The sequence below is a fragment of the Streptomyces natalensis ATCC 27448 genome (genome assembly GCF_000935125.1).
GTDB lineage: Bacteria > Actinomycetota > Actinomycetes > Streptomycetales > Streptomycetaceae > Streptomyces > Streptomyces natalensis.
Genome location: NZ_JRKI01000061.1, coordinates 561712 through 579509, shown reverse-complemented (window position 1 = coordinate 579509; position 17798 = coordinate 561712). Strand labels below are relative to the sequence as shown.

Below are 17798 nucleotides of genomic sequence, written 5' to 3'. Positions count from 1 at the left end.
AGGTCCGGCCGCCCGGGGACCTTCGTCCCTGTGCGCCGCTGCCGCACGTCTTGCAGGCTTGAACTGTTATGCCTGCCACCCGCCCGCCGGACAGCGGCGCCCGCGCCGCCGCGGTGCTGATCCTGCTCGTCGTGACCGTCGTGGTGCTGGACGCCACGACCGGCCCCGAGCTGCACATCTCCTCCTTCATGGGCATCGCCCCCCTGGTGGCCGCGCTGCGCTGCTCGTACCGCTGGACGCTGGTCGTGGCCGCCGTCTACCTCGGCTGCCTGACGTTCGTCGACATCCTCACCGTGCCCGACTGGGCCCCCGCCAGCCGCGTCGTCGGCGTCTTCGGCGCGGCCCTGGTGGCCGTCTTCGCCCTGGTGCTGTGCCGTACGCGGCTGCAACGCGAGGCACTGCACGCCCGTACGAGCCTGGTCGCCGACACCGTGCAGCGGGCCGTCCTGCGTGAGCTGCCGCTGCGCGCCGGGCCGGTCGAGGCGTACGGCTTCTATGTCTCGGCCCAGGAGGGCGCCCGGGTCGGCGGCGACATCTTCGAGGCCGTCGAAACCCCGCACGGGCTGCGGCTGATGATCGGCGACGTCCAGGGCAAGGGCATGCCCGCCATCGGCGCGGGCCTGGACGTCCTGGCCTCCTTCCGGGAGGCCGCCCACTACCAGGAGTCCCTGGAGTCCATCGCCGAACGCATGGAGCAGGCGCTGGCCCGCTACAACACCCGCTCGGCCGCGCAGGGCACCGACGAGCGCTTCGTGACCGCGCTGCTGATGGAGGTACGCGGCACCGACGAGGGCCGGGTCCTGTCCTGCGGCCATATCCCGTACTACCTGGTGCGCCGGGGCGTCGTCCACGAACGCCACGACGGTGAGGGTGGCCTCCCGCTCGGCCTGGGCACCCTCACCGGCGAACGGCGCCGCAGCGCACACGTACGCCCCGAACCCGACGACTGGGTCGTCCTGTGCACGGACGGCGTCACCGAGGCCCGCGGTAAGGACGGCACCTTCTACCCCCTGCGCGACCGCCTGTCCGCCTGGACCGACCTGCCTCCCGCCGACCTCGCCCGCACCCTCCGCGCCGACCTCGAAGCCTTCACCCGGGGAGACCTCAAGGACGATGCCACCGTCCTGATCGTCGGCCCCACGTAGTCGGGTTTCTCCCCACGTTGTCGGCTGTCCCGCCGTAGGGGTTTGTCGCCGTTGCCCGTCCGCTGCGCTTTGCCTGGGCCGACGGTTTCGGCTGTCTCGCCGTTGCGCCTGCGGCGGGCGGGGGGGGGGTGGCGGCCGCGGTGCCGCCCCTGCGGACTTCGTCCTCCGGTGCGGCCCCTCCCGACGGTGGGGGGAATGGGGGCCGGTGGGGGCGCGCGTCGAGTGTCCCGTTCCCCTGACGCGCGCCTGACCGAGTACGCACGCCCCCACCGTCTTTCCCCACCCTCAACGGGGAGGTGCCGGTCCGTAGCGGCGGAGCCGTGTAGGGCCGGTACCGCTGCCGGACAGCCCCGCGCAGCGGCAACCGCCCGCCGCAGGCGTTACGGCGGGAAAGCCAGAACGTCGGCTCAGGCAAAGCGCAGCGAACGGGCCGCAGGCGCAACGGCGGCAAACCCCTACGGCGGGACGGCCGACAACGTGGGGAGAAACCCGAAGCGCAGCGGACCGTCAATTCAACATGGCCCGCGCCGCCGCCGCCTCGCGGCGGAGGGCGGTGGCGGCGGTGGGGTCGACGGTTTCGAGGACCCGGGCGTATTCCTCCAGCTCGTCGGCGCCCTTCAGGAACTCGCCGCGCCGGACGAGCAGTTGGGCGCGTTCATGGCGCAGCCGGGCCGGATGGCTGGGGAGGAGCAGGGACAGGTCCAGGGCCCACAGCTGGACGGCGCTGTGTTCGGGGCGTGCCTGCGCCCAGGCGCGGATGTTGTTGAGGATGCGCAGCACGATCTCCCGCGGGTCGGCGGGCGTGAGCATCGGCGCGGTCAGCTCCCCGCCGGTGGTGCCCCGTACCAGCAGCGCCGTGTCCGTCCCGTCCAGCAGCCGCCCGCCCGCGAACGGGTCCACCAGCACATGCGCGCCGACGGGATCGCCGAGGCCCACGACGAAATGGCCCGGCAGCGCCACCCCGTACACCGGCGCCCCGGCGCGCCGCGCGACCTCCAGCCACACCACCGACAGCAGGATCGGCAGGCCCCGGCGCCGCCGCAGCACCTGGTGCAGCAGCGACGACTCCAGCCGCTGGTAGTCGGCGGGGGAGCCGCCGAAGCCGCACCGGGTGCCGAGCAGCTCGGCGAGATTACGGGCCCAGGCGCCGGGGTCGCCTCGATAGGGGTGGCCCGTAGCGCCTCCTTGAGGGGCGGTGGTCGGGCTGGGGGCACCTCCCGGCGGTAGCTGGGGGAGGGTGGGCGCGTACGGCAGCAGCCCGGCCAGCCGGTCCAGTTCGATCTGGGCCTCGTCCATACCCTTCTCGTCCAGCTCCGGATCGGCCTCCGCGCCGATCAGCAGGCACAGCAGGGCGAGATCGGGTTTCTCCTCGCGGGCGGCCTCGGCGAACTGCCGCCGCCGCGCGGCGCGGCCGCCGTCCGCCTCCGCCCCGAAATCCTTGGCCATAGCAGGGGGATACCCGTTCAGTCGGCGGAGCCCGGCAGGGCCCGCCGGTAGTGGTAGCGGTGGTGGTCGGCGAACCCGAGCCCGTCGTAGAGCGCGCGGGCGCCCTCGTTGTCCGCCTCCACCTGGAGGTACGCGGCCGAGGCGCCCTCCGAGAGGGCCCGTTCGGCGAGCGCCGCCATCACCCGTGTGGCCAGCCCACGACGCCGCTGCGCCGGGGCCACCTCGATCGCCGCGAAGCCCGCCCATCGCCCGTCGACCACCACCCGGCCGATCGCCGCGGGGTGTCCGTCCGGCCCCGGTACGGACGCGAACCACACCGAGGGGCCGCCGGTCAGCACCTTCCGCGCGGCCGTGGTGTCCGCGGCCCCGCCGGCCCGGTGATACAGCGCGAGCCACTCCGCGTCCGGTTCCCGGGCCAGGGCGATGCGAGGGGGGTTGCCCTCGGCGGACCCGGGTGAGGTGTCGGCGAGCGGTGCCAGGGCGCCGGTCCGTACGACCGTCTCCGCCTCCGCGGCCCAGCCCCGCTCCGCCAGGGCGTCCGCCAGCGCATCGGCGGCGTCCGCCCGGCCGGTGGGGACCGTGATCAGTGCGGGCAGCCCGCGCTCGCCGTACCACTGCCGGATCCGCTCCAGCGCGGTGTCCAGCGGCAGCCCGGGGTCGCCGAGGGCCACCACGGAATTCGCCCGCCGCGTGAAGCCCCCGGAGGCGCGCAGCGTCCAGTCCCCGAGGCGTTCGGTCTCCAGGGCCGGCCAGCCGCGTGCGGCGACCTCCTGGAGCTCGCGGGTATCGGCCGCCGGGCCCCTTCTACGAGCCGGGGTGGCGGGCACGACCTTGGCCGCGACCAGCGCGGACTCCTCGATCCGTACGGTCGCTCCCTTGCGCCGTGTGATGCTCAGCACACCATCGTTCCAGGATGTGAGAACGCCGACCGCGTCGGTGAACGCCGCCTCCCCCGCCGCGCCCCCGGTCAGACGGCGAACAGATACCCTTTTGCCCACGTCAGCATGGGTGATCCGGACTTCCGCGCGGCCGCGGGCCATGAATTCCATCGCTCTTCCCGCCCCTCTTGTTCGTCTCGTGCCAGGGAACGGAGATACTAGGTGGCGGGCATCGACGACGCCGCGCTCCCGCGCGCCCAGCGGCGGTACTGCCTATCGGACCGCCGGCCCTACCGAGGAGGAACGACAGCGTGACCTACGTCATCGCGCAGCCTTGTGTCGACGTCAAGGACAAGGCATGCATCGAGGAGTGCCCCGTCGACTGCATCTACGAGGGTTCCCGGTCCTTGTACATCCACCCGGACGAATGTGTCGACTGTGGTGCGTGTGAGCCGGTGTGCCCCGTCGAGGCGATCTTCTACGAGGACGACACTCCGGAAGAGTGGAAGGACTACTACAAGGCGAATGTGGAGTTCTTCGACGAGCTCGGTTCGCCCGGTGGCGCCAGCAAGCTCGGCCTGATCGAGCGCGACCACCCCTTCATCGCAGCGCTGCCGCCGCAGAACCAGTAACAGCCCGGGGACCGGGAGGGCGCCCGTCCGTTCCCTCCCGCCTCCGCGGTCACCAGCGGGTCGCTCGGCGCCACCCGGTCCCGTACGGCCCCGATGCCGTACGGGACCGCGGTTTTTTGCGCGCCGCCGGCCCCCGCGCCACCCCGCCTGAGAAAGTGAGCACCGATCGTGGGCGCAGTATCCTCACGCCTTCCCGTCTTCCCCTGGGACCGGCTGGAGCCGTACAAGACCACCGCCGCCGCACACGCCGACGGCATCGTCGATCTCTCCGTCGGCACCCCGGTCGACCCGGTGCCCGCGGTGATCCAGAAGGCCCTGGCCGACGCGGCGAACAGCCCCGGGTATCCGACGGTGTGGGGGACGGCCGCGCTGCGCGACGCGCTGACCGGCTGGGCGGGCGAGCGGCTGGGCGCCCGCGGTCTGGCGCACACCAATGTGCTGCCGGTGGTCGGCTCCAAGGAACTGGTGGCCTGGCTGCCGACCCAGCTGGGCCTGGGCCCCGGCGACAAGGTGGCCTACCCGCGGCTGGCCTACCCCACCTACGAGGTCGGCGCCCGGCTGGCGGGCGCCGAGCCGGTCGTCTACGACGAGCCGACCGCACTGGATCCCACGGGCCTGAAGCTGCTGTGGCTGAACTCCCCGTCCAACCCCACCGGCCGGGTGCTGGGCGCGCAGGAGCTGCGCCGCACCGTGGCCTGGGCCCGCGAGCACGGTGTCCTGGTCTTCAGCGACGAGTGCTACCTGGAGCTGGGCTGGGAGGCCGACCCGGTCTCGGTGCTGCACCCGGACGTCTGCGGCGGCTCGTACGACGGGATCGTCGCCGTCCATTCGCTGTCCAAGCGCTCCAACCTGGCCGGCTACCGCGCCGCCTTCCTGGCCGGTGACGCCGCCGTCCTCGGCGAGCTGCTCCAGATCCGCAAGCACGGCGGCATGATGGTCGCCGCGCCCGTCCAGGCCGCCACCGTCGCCGCGCTGGGCGACACCGCGCACGTCGCCGAGCAGCGCGAGCGCTACGCCCGCCGCCGCGCCGCGCTGCGCACCGCCTTCGAGGCGGCCGGCTTCCGCATCGAGCACAGCGAGGCCTCGCTCTACCTGTGGGCGACCCGGGACGAGCCCTGCTGGGACACCGTCGGCGATCTCGCCAAGCGCGGCATCCTGGTGGCGCCCGGCGAGTTCTACGGGTCCGCGGGCGAGCGGTTCGTACGGATCGCCTTCACCGCCTCCGACGAGCGGGTGGACGCCGCGGTGCGCCGCCTGGCGGAGTGAGCCACAGCCACAGCCACAGCCGCTGACGCAGCCGAACGCGCCGGGGCCCGGGGAGAGCGGATCTCCCCGGGCCCCGGCGCGCGGTGCGGACGGTCAGTTGCCCAGGCCCGGCAGGTTGACCGCGTTGGTCGGCAGACCACCGAGCAGACTCGCCTGCGCGGGCACACCCTGGACCTTGGTGCCCTTGGGGGCCTTGGCCTTCTGGGCCTTCTTGGCCAGCGCCTCGGGCGACACGCTGTGCTTGGCAGCAAAGGCGGCGGCCTCGGTCGCCTTCTTGGCGCCGTACGCCGAAGCCGGCTGGACCTCCGAAACCACCGGGGAAACGGCGCCGACCGCCGTCGGGACCGCGGTCATCGCGGTCTGCTTGCCCGCCTCGTTCACCAGGCCGGCGCCCGTCACGGCACCCTGCTTCAGGGGCTGGCTGACGCCCGCGGTGTCCAGGGCGGAGAAGCTCCCGACGCCGGGTGCCTGGGGCAGGGCTACGGCCTCGGCGGAGCCGGCCGCGGCCACCACGGGAGCGGCGCCTGCGGCTACGAGCAGGGCGGCTCGGGCGATCCGACGCGTAACGGGGAGGGACATGGTGCTCCTTTTACGGAGAGGGACTCGTACTTCGGACTCGTGCTACTGAGACTCGTGAGACTCGTATGTCTGGCGATGTGCCAGGCCCGCCGGGCGGACGCCCTGACTACCGCGTCAGATCTCCGAAGGTTGCGGTGAACTCAGGTAAAGAGTTGGTAACCCGTCACATCATCGGACCTGCGGGACGCGTGCTGATATGCCCATGGGCCGCGAGAATGCGGAAACGTCACGCCTCTTGCGGGGCAAGGGAATTGCTGGACGGGAGATGCGCTTTGCGGGCAACACGCCGTCCATGAAAGGGAGTTGAGGGGACGCCCCCGATCGGGGGATGCGGCGGACTATTGCGCGGTGACCAGGCGCACGCCGTCGGCGCCCGCCCCCGCGGGGTCCGGCTTCGCCTGCCAGCCCTTCCCCGCATCGGCCGCCGACCACATACGGCCCGCGTAGGAGATCTGTTCGATCCGCAGCTCCGCGGAGTGGGCCATCGCCCAGGACGCCAGCTCCCAGCCGCGCCGCACGCGGTCGCCGTCCCCGGCAGGCTGCACCGGCACCGTGAGGCTGCGCTCCCCGGCCGCCGACTTGCCTCCGGTGCCCTCGGTCCGCGGCAGCACCTCGGGCCCGAACTCCCGCACCAGCTGCTCGCGCACCTTGGCGACCCCGCCGGCCTTGCCGTCCACCGGGGGGCTCTGGCTGCACACCAGCGCCGCCCCGTCCCGGCCGGTCAGCGCCCCGGTCAGCCGCGCCGCATTCGCCTCGTGCTTCGCATACGCCTGGGGATAGCCGCTGCGCTGCACCTTCTGCGCGGCGACCGTCAGCGGCAGCCGCGAGTAGCCGGGCACCTTCGCCAGATGGTGGTAGAACTCACCGGCCGAATAGACCGGGTCCAGGATCTGCTGCACCGTGCCCCAGTCCTGCGACGGGCGCTGCTGGAAGAGGCCGACCGAGTCCCGGTCGCCGAAGTCGATGTTGCGCAGCCCCGACTCCTGCATCGCGGTCGCCAGCGCGATGGTCACCGCCCGCTCCGGCAGCCCCCGGGCGGACGCCACCGCCGCGATCGTCGCCGCGTTCGCGGCCTGTTCCGGGGTCAGCTCGTACGGGGTCCCGTCGCCCTCGGCCTGCACCGTGCAGTGCGGCGCACCGGGGCCGCCGGTGACGTACTGCACGACGAGATAGGCGGCCAGCCCGAGCAGCACGGCGATGGCCGCGGTGATACGCCACAGGCGCTTACGGGAGGCGGGGGCTTTGGACGGGACGGACACGGGCCCACCGTACTGGAGTGCTGCCGATAGGGTCGGATCCATGGAGAGCTCCGCACACCGCCCCGCCCTCGACCTGTCGCTCGACGCCGCGCAGCTCACCGCGCAGCTCGTCGACATGCCCTCCGTCAGCGGCACGGAGAAGGACCTGGCCGACGCCGTCGAGCACGCCCTGCGCGCGCTGCCGCACCTGACCGTCGACCGCTACGGCAACAACGTCGTCGCCCGTACGCACCTGGGCCGCGACGAGCGGGTGGTGCTCGCCGGACACCTCGACACCGTCCCCATCGCCGACAACGTCCCCTCCCGGCTGGACGAGGACGGCGTCCTGTGGGGCTGCGGCACCTGCGACATGAAGTCCGGCGTCGCCGTCCAGCTGCGGATGGCCGCCACCGTGCCGGCGCCCAACCGCGACCTGACCTTCGTCTTCTACGACCAGGAAGAGGTCGCCGCCCACCTCAACGGCCTCGGCCGGGTCGCCGAGGCCCACCCCGAATGGCTCGCGGGCGACTTCGCCGTCATCCTGGAGCCCTCCGACGGCCAGGTGGAGGGCGGCTGCCAGGGCACCCTGCGGGTCCTGCTGCGCACCACCGGGGAGCGCGCGCACTCCGCCCGCAGCTGGATGGGCGCCAACGCCATCCACGCCGCCGCCCCGATCCTGGCCAAGCTCGCCGCGTACGCACCGCGCCGCCCCGTCATCGACGGCCTCGAATACCGCGAGGGCCTCAACGCCGTGGCCATCGAGGGCGGCGTCGCCAACAACGTCATCCCCGACGCCTGCACGGTCACCGTCAACTTCCGCTATGCGCCCGACCGCAGCCCCGAGGAGGCGCTGGCGCACGTCAAGGAGGTGTTCGCGGACTGCCCGGTGGACGAGTTCGTCATCGACGACCACTCCCCGGGGGCGCTGCCGGGCCTGTCCCACCCGGCGGCCAAGGCGTTCATGGAGTCGGTCGGCGGCAGCGCGCTGCCCAAGTTCGGCTGGACCGACGTCTCCCGCTTCAGCGCGCTCGGCGTCCCGGCCGTCAACTACGGACCCGGCTACGCCCTGCTCGCGCACAAGAAGGACGAACGGGTCGAGGTCGACCGCATCCTGCACTGCGAGGAGCGGCTGCGCGCCTGGCTGACGAGCTGAGCCCCCTTCGCCGTACCGGTCCCGGGCCCGCCGCAGGGCCCCGGGACCGCCCACCGCCTGCACTTATACCGGCGGAATTCCCCTCCGCGTAACATCGGTGGATCTACGCTGAAGCGGCAACGATCGCCCAGCGGAGGGAGAACGTCATGGCCAACCCTGAGGGAGCACCGGCCCCCGAGGAGCAGCGGCTGGGTCCCGTACTGCGCCGTCACGACCAGGTGCAGCCCGGTACGACGGACCAGCGGCTGCTGGACTCCGAAGGCCCCTCCGAGTGGGTGCACACCGACCCCTGGCGGGTGATGCGCATCCAGTCGGAGTTCGTGGAGGGCTTCGGCGCGCTGGCCGAGCTCGGCCCGGCCGTCAGCGTCTTCGGCTCCGCCCGCACCCCCCGCGAGTCCACCGAGTACGACGCCGCCGTCCGCATCGGCGCGGCCCTGGTCAAGGCCGGTTTCGCGGTGATCACCGGTGGCGGGCCGGGCGCCATGGAGGCGGCCAACAAGGGCGCCGCCGAGGCGGGCGGGATCTCCGTGGGCCTGGGCATCGAGCTGCCCTTCGAGCAGGGCATGAACCCGTACGTGAACCTCGGCGTGGACTTCCGCTACTTCTTCGTCCGCAAGACCTGCTTCGTGAAGTACGCCCGCGGCTTCGTCGTCCTCCCCGGCGGGCTGGGCACCCTCGACGAGCTGTTCGAGGCGCTCACCCTCGTCCAGACCCGCAAGGTCACCCGCTTCCCCATCGTGCTGTTCGGCGCGGCCTACTGGAGCGGCCTGATCGACTGGCTGCGCGGCACCCTCATCGCCCAGGGCAAGGCATCCCCGCACGACCTCGAACTCTTCCACGTCTCCGACGACGTGGAAGAGGCCGTCGCGCTGGTCACCAAGGAGGCCGGGATCTGAGGCCCGTCCGGATGGGGGCGCGGTCCCGCGGGACCGCGCCGCCGTCCTACGCCAGTCCCCGGCGAGCCACCGCCGGTGGCCGGTGGCCGGCGATGGAGGCCACCATGTCCAGCACCTGACGGGTCTCGGCGACCTCGTGGACCCGGTAGACCTGCGCGCCCAGCCAGGCCGAAACGGCGGTGGTCGCCAGGGTGCCCAGCACCCGGTCCTTGACCGGCTTGTCGAGGGTCTCGCCGACGAAGTCCTTGTTGGACAGGGAGACCAGCACCGGCCAGCCCGTCGCGGTCATCTCGCCCAGCCGGCGGGTCGCCTCCAGGCTGTGCCGGGTGTTCTTGCCGAAGTCGTGCCCCGGGTCGATCAGGATCCCGTCGCGCCGTACGCCCAGCTCCACGGCCCGCTCCGCCAGCCCCAGGGTCACCCGCAGGATGTCGGCCATCACGTCCTCGTAGGTCACCCGGTGCGGACGGGTACGCGGTTCGACGCCACCCGCGTGCGTGCACACCAGGCCCACGCCGTGGCGCGCGGCCACCTCGGCGAGCCCCGGGTCCACCCCGCCCCAGGCGTCGTTGAGGAGATCCGCCCCGGCCTCGCAGACCGCCTCGGCGACGTCGTGCCGCCAGGTGTCGACGCTGATCACCACATCGGGGAACCGCCTGCGCACCTCGCCGACGAACCCGACCGTGCGGCGGGCCTCCTCCTCCGCCGTCACCTCCTCGCCGGGACCGGCTTTGACCCCGCCGATGTCGATGATCGCGGCGCCGTCGGCCACCGCCTGCGCCACCCGGGCGAGCGCGGGCTCGTCGTGGAAGGTGGCCCCCTGGTCGTAGAAGGAATCCGGGGTTCTGTTGACGATGGCCATGATCACCGGCTCATGCGCACCGAACTCGCGATTTCCCAGCCGCAGCATTCCCTGACTCCCTCTCCGTGGTCCGGGAGCGACACTAACTGTCAGACCCGCATGGCACGATCGGTGGCAGGCACAAGTCCGGGGAGTTGGTCGTGTTCTGGTTCTTGCTGATCGCGATGGTCGTGGTGGTGGCCGCGGTCGCCCTCGTCGTCGTGGGCGGGGGAGACGGCGTCGTGGGCGGTGGCCTGCGGGACGCCGAGCCGCAGCGGCTGCACGACCCGCTGCCCGCCGACCGTCCGCTCGCCCGCGCGGACGTGGACGCCGTCCGCTTCGCGGTGACCGTCCGCGGCTACCGGATGGACGACGTCGACGACGCCCTGGACCGCCTCGGCGCCGAGCTCGCCGAGCGCGACGCCCGGATCGCCGAGCTGGAAGCGGCGCTGGCCGGGGCGCATGCCGCCGCGATGGGCGGCCAGGAGCTGATACGGGGGACGGGCGCGGGCGCGGGCGCGCGGTCCGCCGCAGCGTCCGCCGGTGCCGATGGCGCGGAGACGGGGCCTGCCGGTGCCGGCGGCGGGGACATCGGGCCCGCCGGTGGCGAGGGCGACGAAGGCGACGACAAGGGCGACGAGAAGAACGGGGGCCGGGCATGAGTGGTGTGGTGACGGCTCCGGACGGGATTCCGCGCTGTCCGTGGGGGATGGAGTCGGAGCAGATGGCCGACTACCGCGCCTACCACGACACCGAATGGGGCCTGCCGGTCCACGGCGACGACGCGCTCTTCGAGCGGATGAGCCTGGAGGCGTTCCAGTCCGGGCTCTCCTGGATCACGATCCTGCGCCGCCGCCCCGGGTTCCGGGCCGCCTTCGCCGGTTTCGAGATCGCCGCGGTGGCGCGGTTCACCGACGAGGACGCCGCGCGGCTGCTCACCGACCCCGGCATCATCCGCAACCGCCTCAAGATCGCCGCGACGATCCACAACGCCAAGCTCGCCGCCGCACTGGCCCCCGGCGAGCTGGACGCCCTGATCTGGTCCTACGCCCCCGACCGGGCCGGCCGCCCCGTGCCGCACACCGTCGGCGATGTGCAGCCGGTGACCCCGGAGTCGACGGCGCTCGCCAAAGACCTCAAAAAGCGCGGCTTCCGCTTCGTCGGACCGACCACCGCCTACGCGATGATGCAGGCATGCGGCCTGGTCAACGACCATCTGGCGGACTGTCATGCACGGGCGACGGCGGAGGCGGCGGCGACCGGCTGAGCCGGGCCGGCGGCAGCGGGACCGGTGGCAGACGGACCGGCGGCCGGGGGACCGATGGCCGAGGGGCCGGGTGCCGGGTCAGCGGCCCAGGAAGACCGGCTTCTCCTTCTTCACGAATGCCTCCACCGCGATGTGGTGGTCCTCCGACGCCCCGGCCCGGACCTGGAGTTCGTCCTCCTTGCCGAGGGTCTCGGCGAGCGAGTGCCCGGCCCCGTAGGCCAGCGATTCCTTGATCGCGGCGTAGGCGGCGGTCGGGCCCTCGGCCAGCCGGCGGGCGACGGCCGCGGCCTCGGCCGCCAGCTCCTCCGCCGGGACGACCTTGTTGGCGATGCCCAGCTCATACGCCTCCTGGGCGCCGATGCTGCGCGGGAAGAGCAGCAGATCGGCGGCCCGGCCGTGGCCGATCAGCCGGGGCAGCGTCCAGGACACCCCGGAGTCGGCGGTCAGCGCCACGCCCGCGAACGAGGTGTTGAACGACGCGGTCTCGGCGACGACCCGGTAGTCGGCGGCCAGTGCAAAGCCCGCCCCCGCGCCCGCCGCGACGCCGTTGACGCCCGCGACCACCGGCTTGGGCATCCCGGCCAGCGCCGTCACGATGGGGTTGTAGTGCTCGCGCACGGTGTGCATGGTGCCGCCCGACCCCGTCGCCCGGTCCTCGGCCAGCAGCCCGATGTGCTCCTTGAGGTCCTGGCCCACGCAGAAGGCGCGCCCGGTGGCGGTCAGCAGTACCGCCCGTACGGCAGTGTCGGCGGCGGCCTCCCGGAGGGTGTCGCGCAGCGCGACCTTCGCCTCGATGTTCATCGCGTTCATCGCGTCGGGGCGGTTGAGCGTGATCGTCGCGAGTCCGTCGGTCACGTCATAGAGCACGGTGTCGGCCATGGTGGGGTCCCCTCCGTCGCGGTTCGCACTGCCCGGCAGTGGCAGCCAGCGCTCAGGATGCCGGAGATCATCGGCGGCCGGCATGTGACGTACGTCAAACAACCGGGGCGCGTCGGATGGCTGCGAGTGGCGAAGTATCGCAGCCCCCTCCCCGAATTGGGTGGTTTTGGCCGAGCGCGTTGCACAAGCGATGCTCCCCGATGTTGGTCATCGGGTCGTTCGATGCGGGATAATGGCCTGGAAGCAATGTGTTCGATGCCGGTGACACGCGCCTATCGAGGCCGTCGGCTGACGATGAGCTGGTTTCAGGAAGGGGAACGAGCATGGCGGCCATGAAGCCGCGGACGGGCGACGGCCCGCTCGAGGTGACCAAGGAGGGGCGGGGCATCGTCATGCGCGTTCCGCTCGAAGGCGGCGGGCGGCTCGTCGTCGAGCTGACCCCGGACGAGGCCAAGGCGCTTGGCGAGGCCCTGGAGAAGGTCACCGTCTGACGAGGGCGGAACCGCTGCGGTGTCCTGGGCCCCGGCCCCGGTACCGTCGGCCCACTACCCCGGCCCCGGCAGGCGGCGCGCTGATGCGGCGCGCCGCCTGCCGGGGCCGTTTTGGTTGCCTTCGGCCGGCCGCGGCCGCACTCCTGTCCCACTGACCGGGCCCGGCTTCTGTTCCCTGCCCGGCCCCGTCGTCCGCCTCAGGCGCGCTTGACCGCGCAGAGCAGCCCGTCGCCCACCGGCAGCAGGGCCGGCGCCAGCGCACTGCTCTCCCGTATGGCCCGCAGCAGTTCCCGCAGCCGCAGGACCTCCGCGGGCTGCACCCCGGAGTCGACGGTGCGGCCGTCCGCGAAGACGCCCGCGAAACACACCAGGCCGCCGGGCCGTAGCAGGCGCAACGATTCAGCGAGATATTCCAGGCACTCCATCAGGTCCCCGTCGCAGAAGACGAGGTCGTATCCGCCGTCCGCGAGCCGGGGCAGCACATCCAGCGCCCGGCCGGGGATGAACCGGGCGCGGTTGCCGGCGAAGCCCGCCTCGCGGAACGCCTGCTTGGCGAAGGTCTGCCGCTCCGGTTCCAGGTCGACGGTGGTCAGCACGCCGTCCGGCCGCATGCCGTGCAGGAGGTAGATGCCCGAAACGCCGGTGCCGGTGCCGATCTCGGCGACCGCCTTGGCGTCGGCGGTGGCGGCGAGCATCCGCAGCGCCGCACCGGTGCCGGTGGTCACCGTACGGATGCCGGTCTGGCGCGCCCGCTCCCGGCACCAGCCGAGGGCGGCCTCGGTCGTCTCGTCGAGGGTCCCGGCGCCGTACGCCTCGGCGAATGCCAAGTTCGTCTGCCGGTTGCCGGTAATGGCCCTCTCCTGTCCCCGTAGTTGACGCAACCGTGACTGTATCCGCTGTGTGCGGGAACCCGCAGATGGGACCGGGCGTTAATAAAGGGCAGGGAGGAAAGCGGCGGAAAAGCGGGGGGATGCGCCGGTGAGGACCACACGGGATGTGCCACAGGACGGCAGGCAAGGGCGGAAGCAGGACCAAATGCAGGTCAAAACTGCTTATCCGGAGCTAACGGGCGAGGTGGATATGGTAGGGGCCCTACTGGACACCACCAGAGCCACCAGGGGAGGTGCGGCTGCGACAGGTGACCGAAAGGTGCGAAGGCGCTGGAAGAGGTCGTCTGCCGAGCCGAAATCCGTGACACACACCGCTGCAGGTCTCCGTACCGCCGATTCCGCACCCACCGCGACTTTCGCCCAGGACAGGGATGCGCAGGCGTGGGCCCCGCCCACCTGGGAGGAGATCGTCAGCACCCACAGCGCACGGGTCTATCGCCTCGCCTACCGCCTCTCGGGCAACCAGCACGACGCCGAGGACATCACCCAGGAGGTGTTCGTCCGCGTCTTCCGCTCGCTGTCGTCGTACACCCCCGGCACCTTCGAGGGCTGGCTGCACCGCATCACCACCAACCTCTTCCTCGACATGGTCCGCCGCCGGCAGCGCATCCGCTTCGACTCGCTCGGCGACGACGCCGACGAGCGGCTGCCGAGCAACGAGCCCGCGCCGCAGCAGCACTTCGACGACACCCACTTCGACGCCGACGTCCAGCACGCGCTGGACACCCTCGCGCCCGAGTTCCGCGCCGCCGTCGTTCTGTGCGACATCGAGGGCCTCTCCTACGAGGAGATCGCCGCGACCCTGGGCGTCAAGCTCGGCACGGTCCGCAGCCGGATCCACCGCGGCCGGTCGCATCTGCGCAAGGCGCTGTCGCACCGCTCCCCGGCGGCGCGTGCCGAAGAGCGCCGGCGGCAGCTGGCGCCGGCCGGGGTCTCCACCGAGGAGGTCGGGATCGCGTGAGCCTCAGTGGCGGTCCGTCCCCCGCCGAGCAGCATCTCGGCGACCGCCTCGCGGCCCTGGTCGACGGCGAGTTGGGGCACGATGCGCGCGAGCGGGTGCTCGCGCATCTTGCGACGTGCGCACAGTGCAAGGCCGAGGCCGACGCCCAGCGCCGGCTGAAGAACGTTTTCGCCCAAGCGGCGCTCCCCGGCCCCTCCGAGGGGCTGCTGGCGCGCCTCCAGGGCTTGCCGGGCGGCGATCATCCGGGCGGCCCCGGAAGCCGGCTCGGCAGCGGGGGCCTCGGGCGCGGTGACGTCGTCCGCGGCGGCGGTTCCTTCGGCTATGTCCCCGCCTCCGGACACGGCCGGGGGGCCGACCGGGCGCTGGCCGGTATCTCCGGGCAGTCGCGGCAGCGCGGCTTCCGGGTCCATGAGCCGGAGCGGCCCGCGCCGCAGCGCCGCCGGTTCGCCTTCGCGGCGGCCGGTGCGGTCTCGCTGGCGGCGTTGGCGCTCGGCGGTGTCCTCCCGCTGGAGGCGGCCGTCGACCTCCCCGGCACCCGCACCGACGGCGGCGGTACGGCCGTCACCCCGTTCAGCGCGACCCCGGTGGCGGGCAGCGGCGATCTGGCGCACAACGGCGCCTTCCTCGCGACGGGGGATTCCGGCGACGGCACCGCCCGGTCCGGCGGCCCCACCGTGGCCCCGGCCCCCAGCGCGATGCGCCTGTACACCCCCGGCACGGCCTTCGCGCATGCCGCGCTCCCGGGCCCTACGGGCGGCTTCGACCCCTCGCCGCTGGTCACCGCGACCGGCCCGGCCGACCCGTACCACCTCGCCCCGGTGGCCTACGGACCCGGCCCGGTGCCCGCCCGCGCCTACCCCCCGCTCACGCCCCTGGAGCCCCGGCACAGCCTGGCCGGCTCCGCCGCTCCCGCGACAACTCCCGACCGGCACTGACCGCACCCTGCGCAGCCTTGCGCGGAACTGGTTGAATCCCTGTTGGCCGGCGCACCCCTGCACGGGGCGCGGGCCGCGAGTGGCGGTGGTCCGCACGCAGGCGGGCGAAAAATGGGGAGAACATGGACGACGGTAAGGCCGCCGGGTCGAAGCTGAAGTGGTGGAGCCGCCCGGGACGCCCGGTCCCGCCGGCATCCGCCCAGGCCGGACCGCAGGCACCGGCCCCCTCCGCCGACCGCACGGCGAAGGCGGCCGGTGACGCCGCGGCGGCCGCGGGGGACGAGGAGTGGACGCTCCCGGCACCGGACCGGGCGCCGGCAGCGCCTGCGGACTCCGGCGCTGCCACGGCCGAGGCGCCGGGCGTCCCCGGACCGGCCGCTACGACGGAAGCGAAAAGCGAAGCCGCAGCGGACGACGCGGCCGCAGCCGCAACGGAAGCCGAAGCCGCGGCCGTAGCGAATGCCGGAGCCGCAGCGAAGGCCGAAGCCGAAACCGCAGCGGCAGCCCCGGCCGAAGCCCCCGCCCCCGAGCCCGCCGCCACCCCCGATGCCGGCACACCCGACACCGCGGCGCCCGGCCGGGAGCGATCCGGGGCCTCGACCGTGACGCTCGGCCGGGTGAGCGCCGACGGGCGGGACGAGACGGCGGCCGCCGCGACGGCCGCGCCGCAGGGTGCGCCGGAGCGCCCGCGCCCGCTGCACGCCGAGGACCCGTACGGCACGCCCCCGTACGGCGGGCCCGGCCCCTGGGCGCCCGCGCCGCCGGTCCAGCGCCCGATGGCGACCCCGCCGCAGGGCACCCCGCTTCCCGCGTACGCGACCGCCGCCCAGACCCCGGCTCCCGGCGCGGCCTACCCCGGCCCGCAGCCACAGCCGCCCGTCCCCCCGGGCCCCGACGGCCCCTCGCTGACGAAGCCCGCGCCCGCCGGCCAGGAGCCCGCGGCGCCCGACGCCGCCGAGACCACCGCCTTCGTCCCGCACCCCGGCGACGGCGGGCCCCGCTCCGCCGCGAGCCGCGCGGCCCTGGCCACCGGCCCCGTCCCGGCCCCCGTTCCCGCGCCCGCCCCGGCCCCCACCGGCGCCTGGCAGCAGTACGACCCCTGGAGCGCGCCCCACCACGGCGGCCCGGCCGCACCGGTGCCGCCCGCCGGCCGCCGCGGCCGCCGGGCGCCGCTGGTGATCGGCGCGGTGGCGCTGGCGCTGCTCGCGGGCGGTGTCGGCGGCGGCGTCGGCGCCTATGTCGAGCGCTACGGCGGCATCAACGACATCAAGCTCCCGCAGGCCGCGGACGACAGCGGCAGCCGTAACCCCGACAGCGTCGCGGGAATCGCCCAGCGGGCGCTGCCCGGGGTCGTCACCCTCCACGTACGGGGCGACGTCGAACAGGGCACCGGCACCGGCTTCGTCCTCGACCACGAGGGCCACATCCTGACCAACAACCACGTCGTCGAGCCGGCCGGGAGCCACGGCGAGATATCGGTGACCTTCAGCGGCGGCCAGACCGCCCGGGCGAAGGTCGTCGGGCAGGACGGCGGCTACGACCTCGCGGTGGTGCAGGTCGAGGGCGTCACGGGACTGCGGCCGCTCACCCTCGGCGACTCCGACTCGGTGCGGGTCGGCGACCCGGTCGTCGCCATCGGTGCCCCGTACGACCTGGCCAACACCGTGACCTCCGGCATCATCAGCGCCAAACAGCGCCCGATCACCGCGGGCGGCCAGAAGGGCGACGGCAGCGATGTCTCCTACGTCGACGCGCTCCAGACCGACGCCCCCATCAACCCCGGCAACTCCGGCGGCCCCCTGGTGGACGCCGAGGCGCACGTCATCGGGATCAACAGCGCCATCCGGGCGGCCGACACCACCGGCGGCCCGGACGCCGGAGCCCAGGGCGGCAGCATCGGGCTGGGCTTCGCCATACCGATCAACCAGGCCAAGCGGGTCGCCGAGGAGCTGATCAACACCGGCCGGGCGACACACCCGGTGATCGGCGTGACGCTGGAGATGGAGTACGCCGGGGACGGCGCGCGGGTCAGCGACCGCAGCAAGGACGGCCGGGCGCCGGTCGTCGCGGGCGGCCCCGGCGCCAAGGCCGGCATCCGGGCGGGCGATGTGATCACCCAGGTGGACGGCATCCCGGTGCACAGCGGCCAGGAGCTGATCGTCAAGGTCCGCAGCCACCGGCCGGGCGACACGCTGACGCTGAGCGTCCAAAGGGGCGGAAAGCAGCGGACCGTTCGGCTGACGCTGGGCTCCTCCAGCGGCAGCTGATCGTTTGCACCGTGTTGGCGCGGGCGACTCCCGTCCG

The 17798-nt window shown here is 73.4% G+C and carries 18 protein-coding genes; 11 read left to right on the top strand and 7 right to left on the bottom strand.

Annotation, left to right across the window (positions count from 1 at the left end; all coding sequences use genetic code 11):
* The first annotated feature begins 68 nt into the window (after positions 1–68).
* A complete protein-coding gene (locus SNA_RS33290) occupies positions 69–1145 on the top strand; it encodes a PP2C family protein-serine/threonine phosphatase (protein WP_044368082.1) in 1077 nt (358 codons plus the stop codon).
* 507 nt (positions 1146–1652) lie between these two features.
* Here the strand turns inward: SNA_RS33290 and SNA_RS33285 are convergent.
* Together SNA_RS33285 and SNA_RS33280 are read right to left on the bottom strand one after the other, a co-directional pair.
* Entirely contained in the window at positions 1653–2591 is a 939-nt protein-coding gene (locus tag SNA_RS33285; protein ID WP_044368080.1) for a transglutaminase-like domain-containing protein, read from the bottom strand.
* 17 nt (positions 2592–2608) lie between these two features.
* Complete coding sequence (locus tag SNA_RS33280) at positions 2609–3640, bottom strand: GNAT family N-acetyltransferase (RefSeq protein ID WP_044368079.1); 1032 nt, start codon at positions 3638–3640, stop codon at positions 2609–2611.
* Between the two features lie 140 nt (positions 3641–3780).
* Between SNA_RS33280 and fdxA the strand changes: the two genes are divergently transcribed.
* Both fdxA and dapC read left to right on the top strand, forming a co-directional pair.
* The gene (gene fdxA / locus SNA_RS33275; protein WP_018089397.1) at positions 3781–4101 is read left to right on the top strand and encodes a ferredoxin; all 321 of its coding nucleotides are present in this window, start codon (positions 3781–3783) and stop codon (positions 4099–4101) included.
* A 168-nt stretch (positions 4102–4269) separates the two neighbouring features.
* Positions 4270–5367 (top strand): succinyldiaminopimelate transaminase, encoded by a 1098-nt coding sequence (gene dapC / locus SNA_RS33270; RefSeq protein WP_044368072.1) that lies wholly within the window; start codon positions 4270–4272, stop codon positions 5365–5367.
* A gap of 93 nt (positions 5368–5460) precedes the next feature.
* Here dapC and SNA_RS44530 read toward each other — a convergent pair whose 3' ends face one another.
* Together SNA_RS44530 and SNA_RS33260 are read right to left on the bottom strand one after the other, a co-directional pair.
* Entirely contained in the window at positions 5461–5946 is a 486-nt protein-coding gene (locus SNA_RS44530) for a hypothetical protein (protein ID WP_030065914.1), read from the bottom strand.
* A 338-nt stretch (positions 5947–6284) separates the two neighbouring features.
* Entirely contained in the window at positions 6285–7247 is a 963-nt protein-coding gene (locus SNA_RS33260) for a VldE C-terminal domain-containing protein (RefSeq protein ID WP_044368069.1), read from the bottom strand.
* Here SNA_RS33260 and dapE point away from each other — a divergent pair.
* Positions 7246–8337: a succinyl-diaminopimelate desuccinylase gene (gene dapE, locus SNA_RS33255; RefSeq protein ID WP_030065917.1), complete on the top strand. Its 1092-nt coding sequence runs from the start codon at positions 7246–7248 to the stop codon at positions 8335–8337. The genes SNA_RS33260 and dapE overlap by 2 nt on opposite strands.
* Before the next feature lie 146 nt (positions 8338–8483).
* Complete coding sequence (locus SNA_RS33250) at positions 8484–9233, top strand: LOG family protein (protein WP_030065918.1); 750 nt, start codon at positions 8484–8486, stop codon at positions 9231–9233.
* Between the two features lie 46 nt (positions 9234–9279).
* Here SNA_RS33250 and folP read toward each other — a convergent pair whose 3' ends face one another.
* Complete coding sequence (folP, locus tag SNA_RS33245; protein WP_030065919.1) at positions 9280–10140, bottom strand: dihydropteroate synthase; 861 nt, start codon at positions 10138–10140, stop codon at positions 9280–9282.
* Positions 10141–10232: 92 nt separating this feature from the next.
* On the opposite strand from folP, the gene SNA_RS33240 reads away from it, so the two are divergent.
* Both SNA_RS33240 and SNA_RS33235 read left to right on the top strand, forming a co-directional pair.
* Positions 10233–10733 carry a DivIVA domain-containing protein gene (locus SNA_RS33240; protein ID WP_078970366.1) on the top strand — a complete coding sequence of 167 codons (501 nt, stop codon included), beginning with the start codon at positions 10233–10235 and terminating at the stop codon, positions 10731–10733.
* Positions 10730–11338 (top strand): DNA-3-methyladenine glycosylase I, encoded by a 609-nt coding sequence (locus SNA_RS33235; RefSeq protein ID WP_030065920.1) that lies wholly within the window; start codon positions 10730–10732, stop codon positions 11336–11338. The genes SNA_RS33240 and SNA_RS33235 overlap by 4 nt, the downstream gene beginning before the upstream one ends.
* Positions 11339–11416: 78 nt before the next feature.
* Here the strand turns inward: SNA_RS33235 and chcB are convergent, their stop codons facing one another.
* The gene (chcB, locus tag SNA_RS33230) at positions 11417–12217 is read right to left on the bottom strand and encodes a 2-cyclohexenylcarbonyl CoA isomerase (protein ID WP_044368068.1); all 801 of its coding nucleotides are present in this window, start codon (positions 12215–12217) and stop codon (positions 11417–11419) included.
* 323 nt (positions 12218–12540) lie between these two features.
* Between chcB and SNA_RS40765 the strand changes: the two genes are divergently transcribed.
* Positions 12541–12708 (top strand): DUF3117 domain-containing protein, encoded by a 168-nt coding sequence (locus SNA_RS40765; RefSeq protein WP_003985072.1) that lies wholly within the window; start codon positions 12541–12543, stop codon positions 12706–12708.
* A gap of 197 nt (positions 12709–12905) precedes the next feature.
* On the opposite strand, the gene SNA_RS33225 is transcribed toward SNA_RS40765, so the two are convergent.
* Positions 12906–13589 (bottom strand): O-methyltransferase, encoded by a 684-nt coding sequence (locus SNA_RS33225; RefSeq protein WP_030065923.1) that lies wholly within the window; start codon positions 13587–13589, stop codon positions 12906–12908.
* Positions 13590–13788: 199 nt separating this feature from the next.
* Between SNA_RS33225 and sigE the strand changes: the two genes are divergently transcribed.
* The 3 genes from sigE to SNA_RS33210 all read left to right on the top strand — a co-directional run bounded on the left by sigE (position 13789) and on the right by SNA_RS33210 (position 17761).
* Entirely contained in the window at positions 13789–14559 is a 771-nt protein-coding gene (gene sigE, locus SNA_RS33220) for an RNA polymerase sigma factor SigE (RefSeq protein WP_078970364.1), read from the top strand.
* A complete protein-coding gene (locus tag SNA_RS33215) occupies positions 14556–15494 on the top strand; it encodes a zf-HC2 domain-containing protein (RefSeq protein WP_030065926.1) in 939 nt (312 codons plus the stop codon). The genes sigE and SNA_RS33215 overlap by 4 nt, the downstream gene beginning before the upstream one ends.
* Positions 15495–15616: 122 nt before the next feature.
* Positions 15617–17761 (top strand): S1C family serine protease, encoded by a 2145-nt coding sequence (locus SNA_RS33210; protein ID WP_044368064.1) that lies wholly within the window; start codon positions 15617–15619, stop codon positions 17759–17761.
* Positions 17762–17798 lie beyond the last annotated feature (37 nt).

What these genes read in the sequence shown, in the direction of transcription:
- SNA_RS33290 (WP_044368082.1), top strand. Translation starts at nt 69, where the DNA reads ATGCCTGCCACCCGCCCGCCGGACAGCGGCGCCCGCGCCGCCGCGGTG.
- SNA_RS33285 (WP_044368080.1), bottom strand. Translation starts at nt 2,591, where the DNA reads ATGGCCAAGGATTTCGGGGCGGAGGCGGACGGCGGCCGCGCCGCGCGG.
- SNA_RS33280 (WP_044368079.1), bottom strand. Translation starts at nt 3,640, where the DNA reads ATGGAATTCATGGCCCGCGGCCGCGCGGAAGTCCGGATCACCCATGCT.
- SNA_RS44530 (WP_030065914.1), bottom strand. Translation starts at nt 5,946, where the DNA reads ATGTCCCTCCCCGTTACGCGTCGGATCGCCCGAGCCGCCCTGCTCGTA.
- dapE (WP_030065917.1), top strand. Translation starts at nt 7,246, where the DNA reads ATGGAGAGCTCCGCACACCGCCCCGCCCTCGACCTGTCGCTCGACGCC.
- SNA_RS33260 (WP_044368069.1), bottom strand. Translation starts at nt 7,247, where the DNA reads ATGGATCCGACCCTATCGGCAGCACTCCAGTACGGTGGGCCCGTGTCC.
- SNA_RS33250 (WP_030065918.1), top strand. Translation starts at nt 8,484, where the DNA reads ATGGCCAACCCTGAGGGAGCACCGGCCCCCGAGGAGCAGCGGCTGGGT.
- folP (WP_030065919.1), bottom strand. Translation starts at nt 10,140, where the DNA reads ATGCTGCGGCTGGGAAATCGCGAGTTCGGTGCGCATGAGCCGGTGATC.
- SNA_RS33235 (WP_030065920.1), top strand. Translation starts at nt 10,730, where the DNA reads ATGAGTGGTGTGGTGACGGCTCCGGACGGGATTCCGCGCTGTCCGTGG.
- chcB (WP_044368068.1), bottom strand. Translation starts at nt 12,217, where the DNA reads ATGGCCGACACCGTGCTCTATGACGTGACCGACGGACTCGCGACGATC.
- SNA_RS40765 (WP_003985072.1), top strand. Translation starts at nt 12,541, where the DNA reads ATGGCGGCCATGAAGCCGCGGACGGGCGACGGCCCGCTCGAGGTGACC.
- sigE (WP_078970364.1), top strand. Translation starts at nt 13,789, where the DNA reads ATGGTAGGGGCCCTACTGGACACCACCAGAGCCACCAGGGGAGGTGCG.
- SNA_RS33210 (WP_044368064.1), top strand. Translation starts at nt 15,617, where the DNA reads ATGGACGACGGTAAGGCCGCCGGGTCGAAGCTGAAGTGGTGGAGCCGC.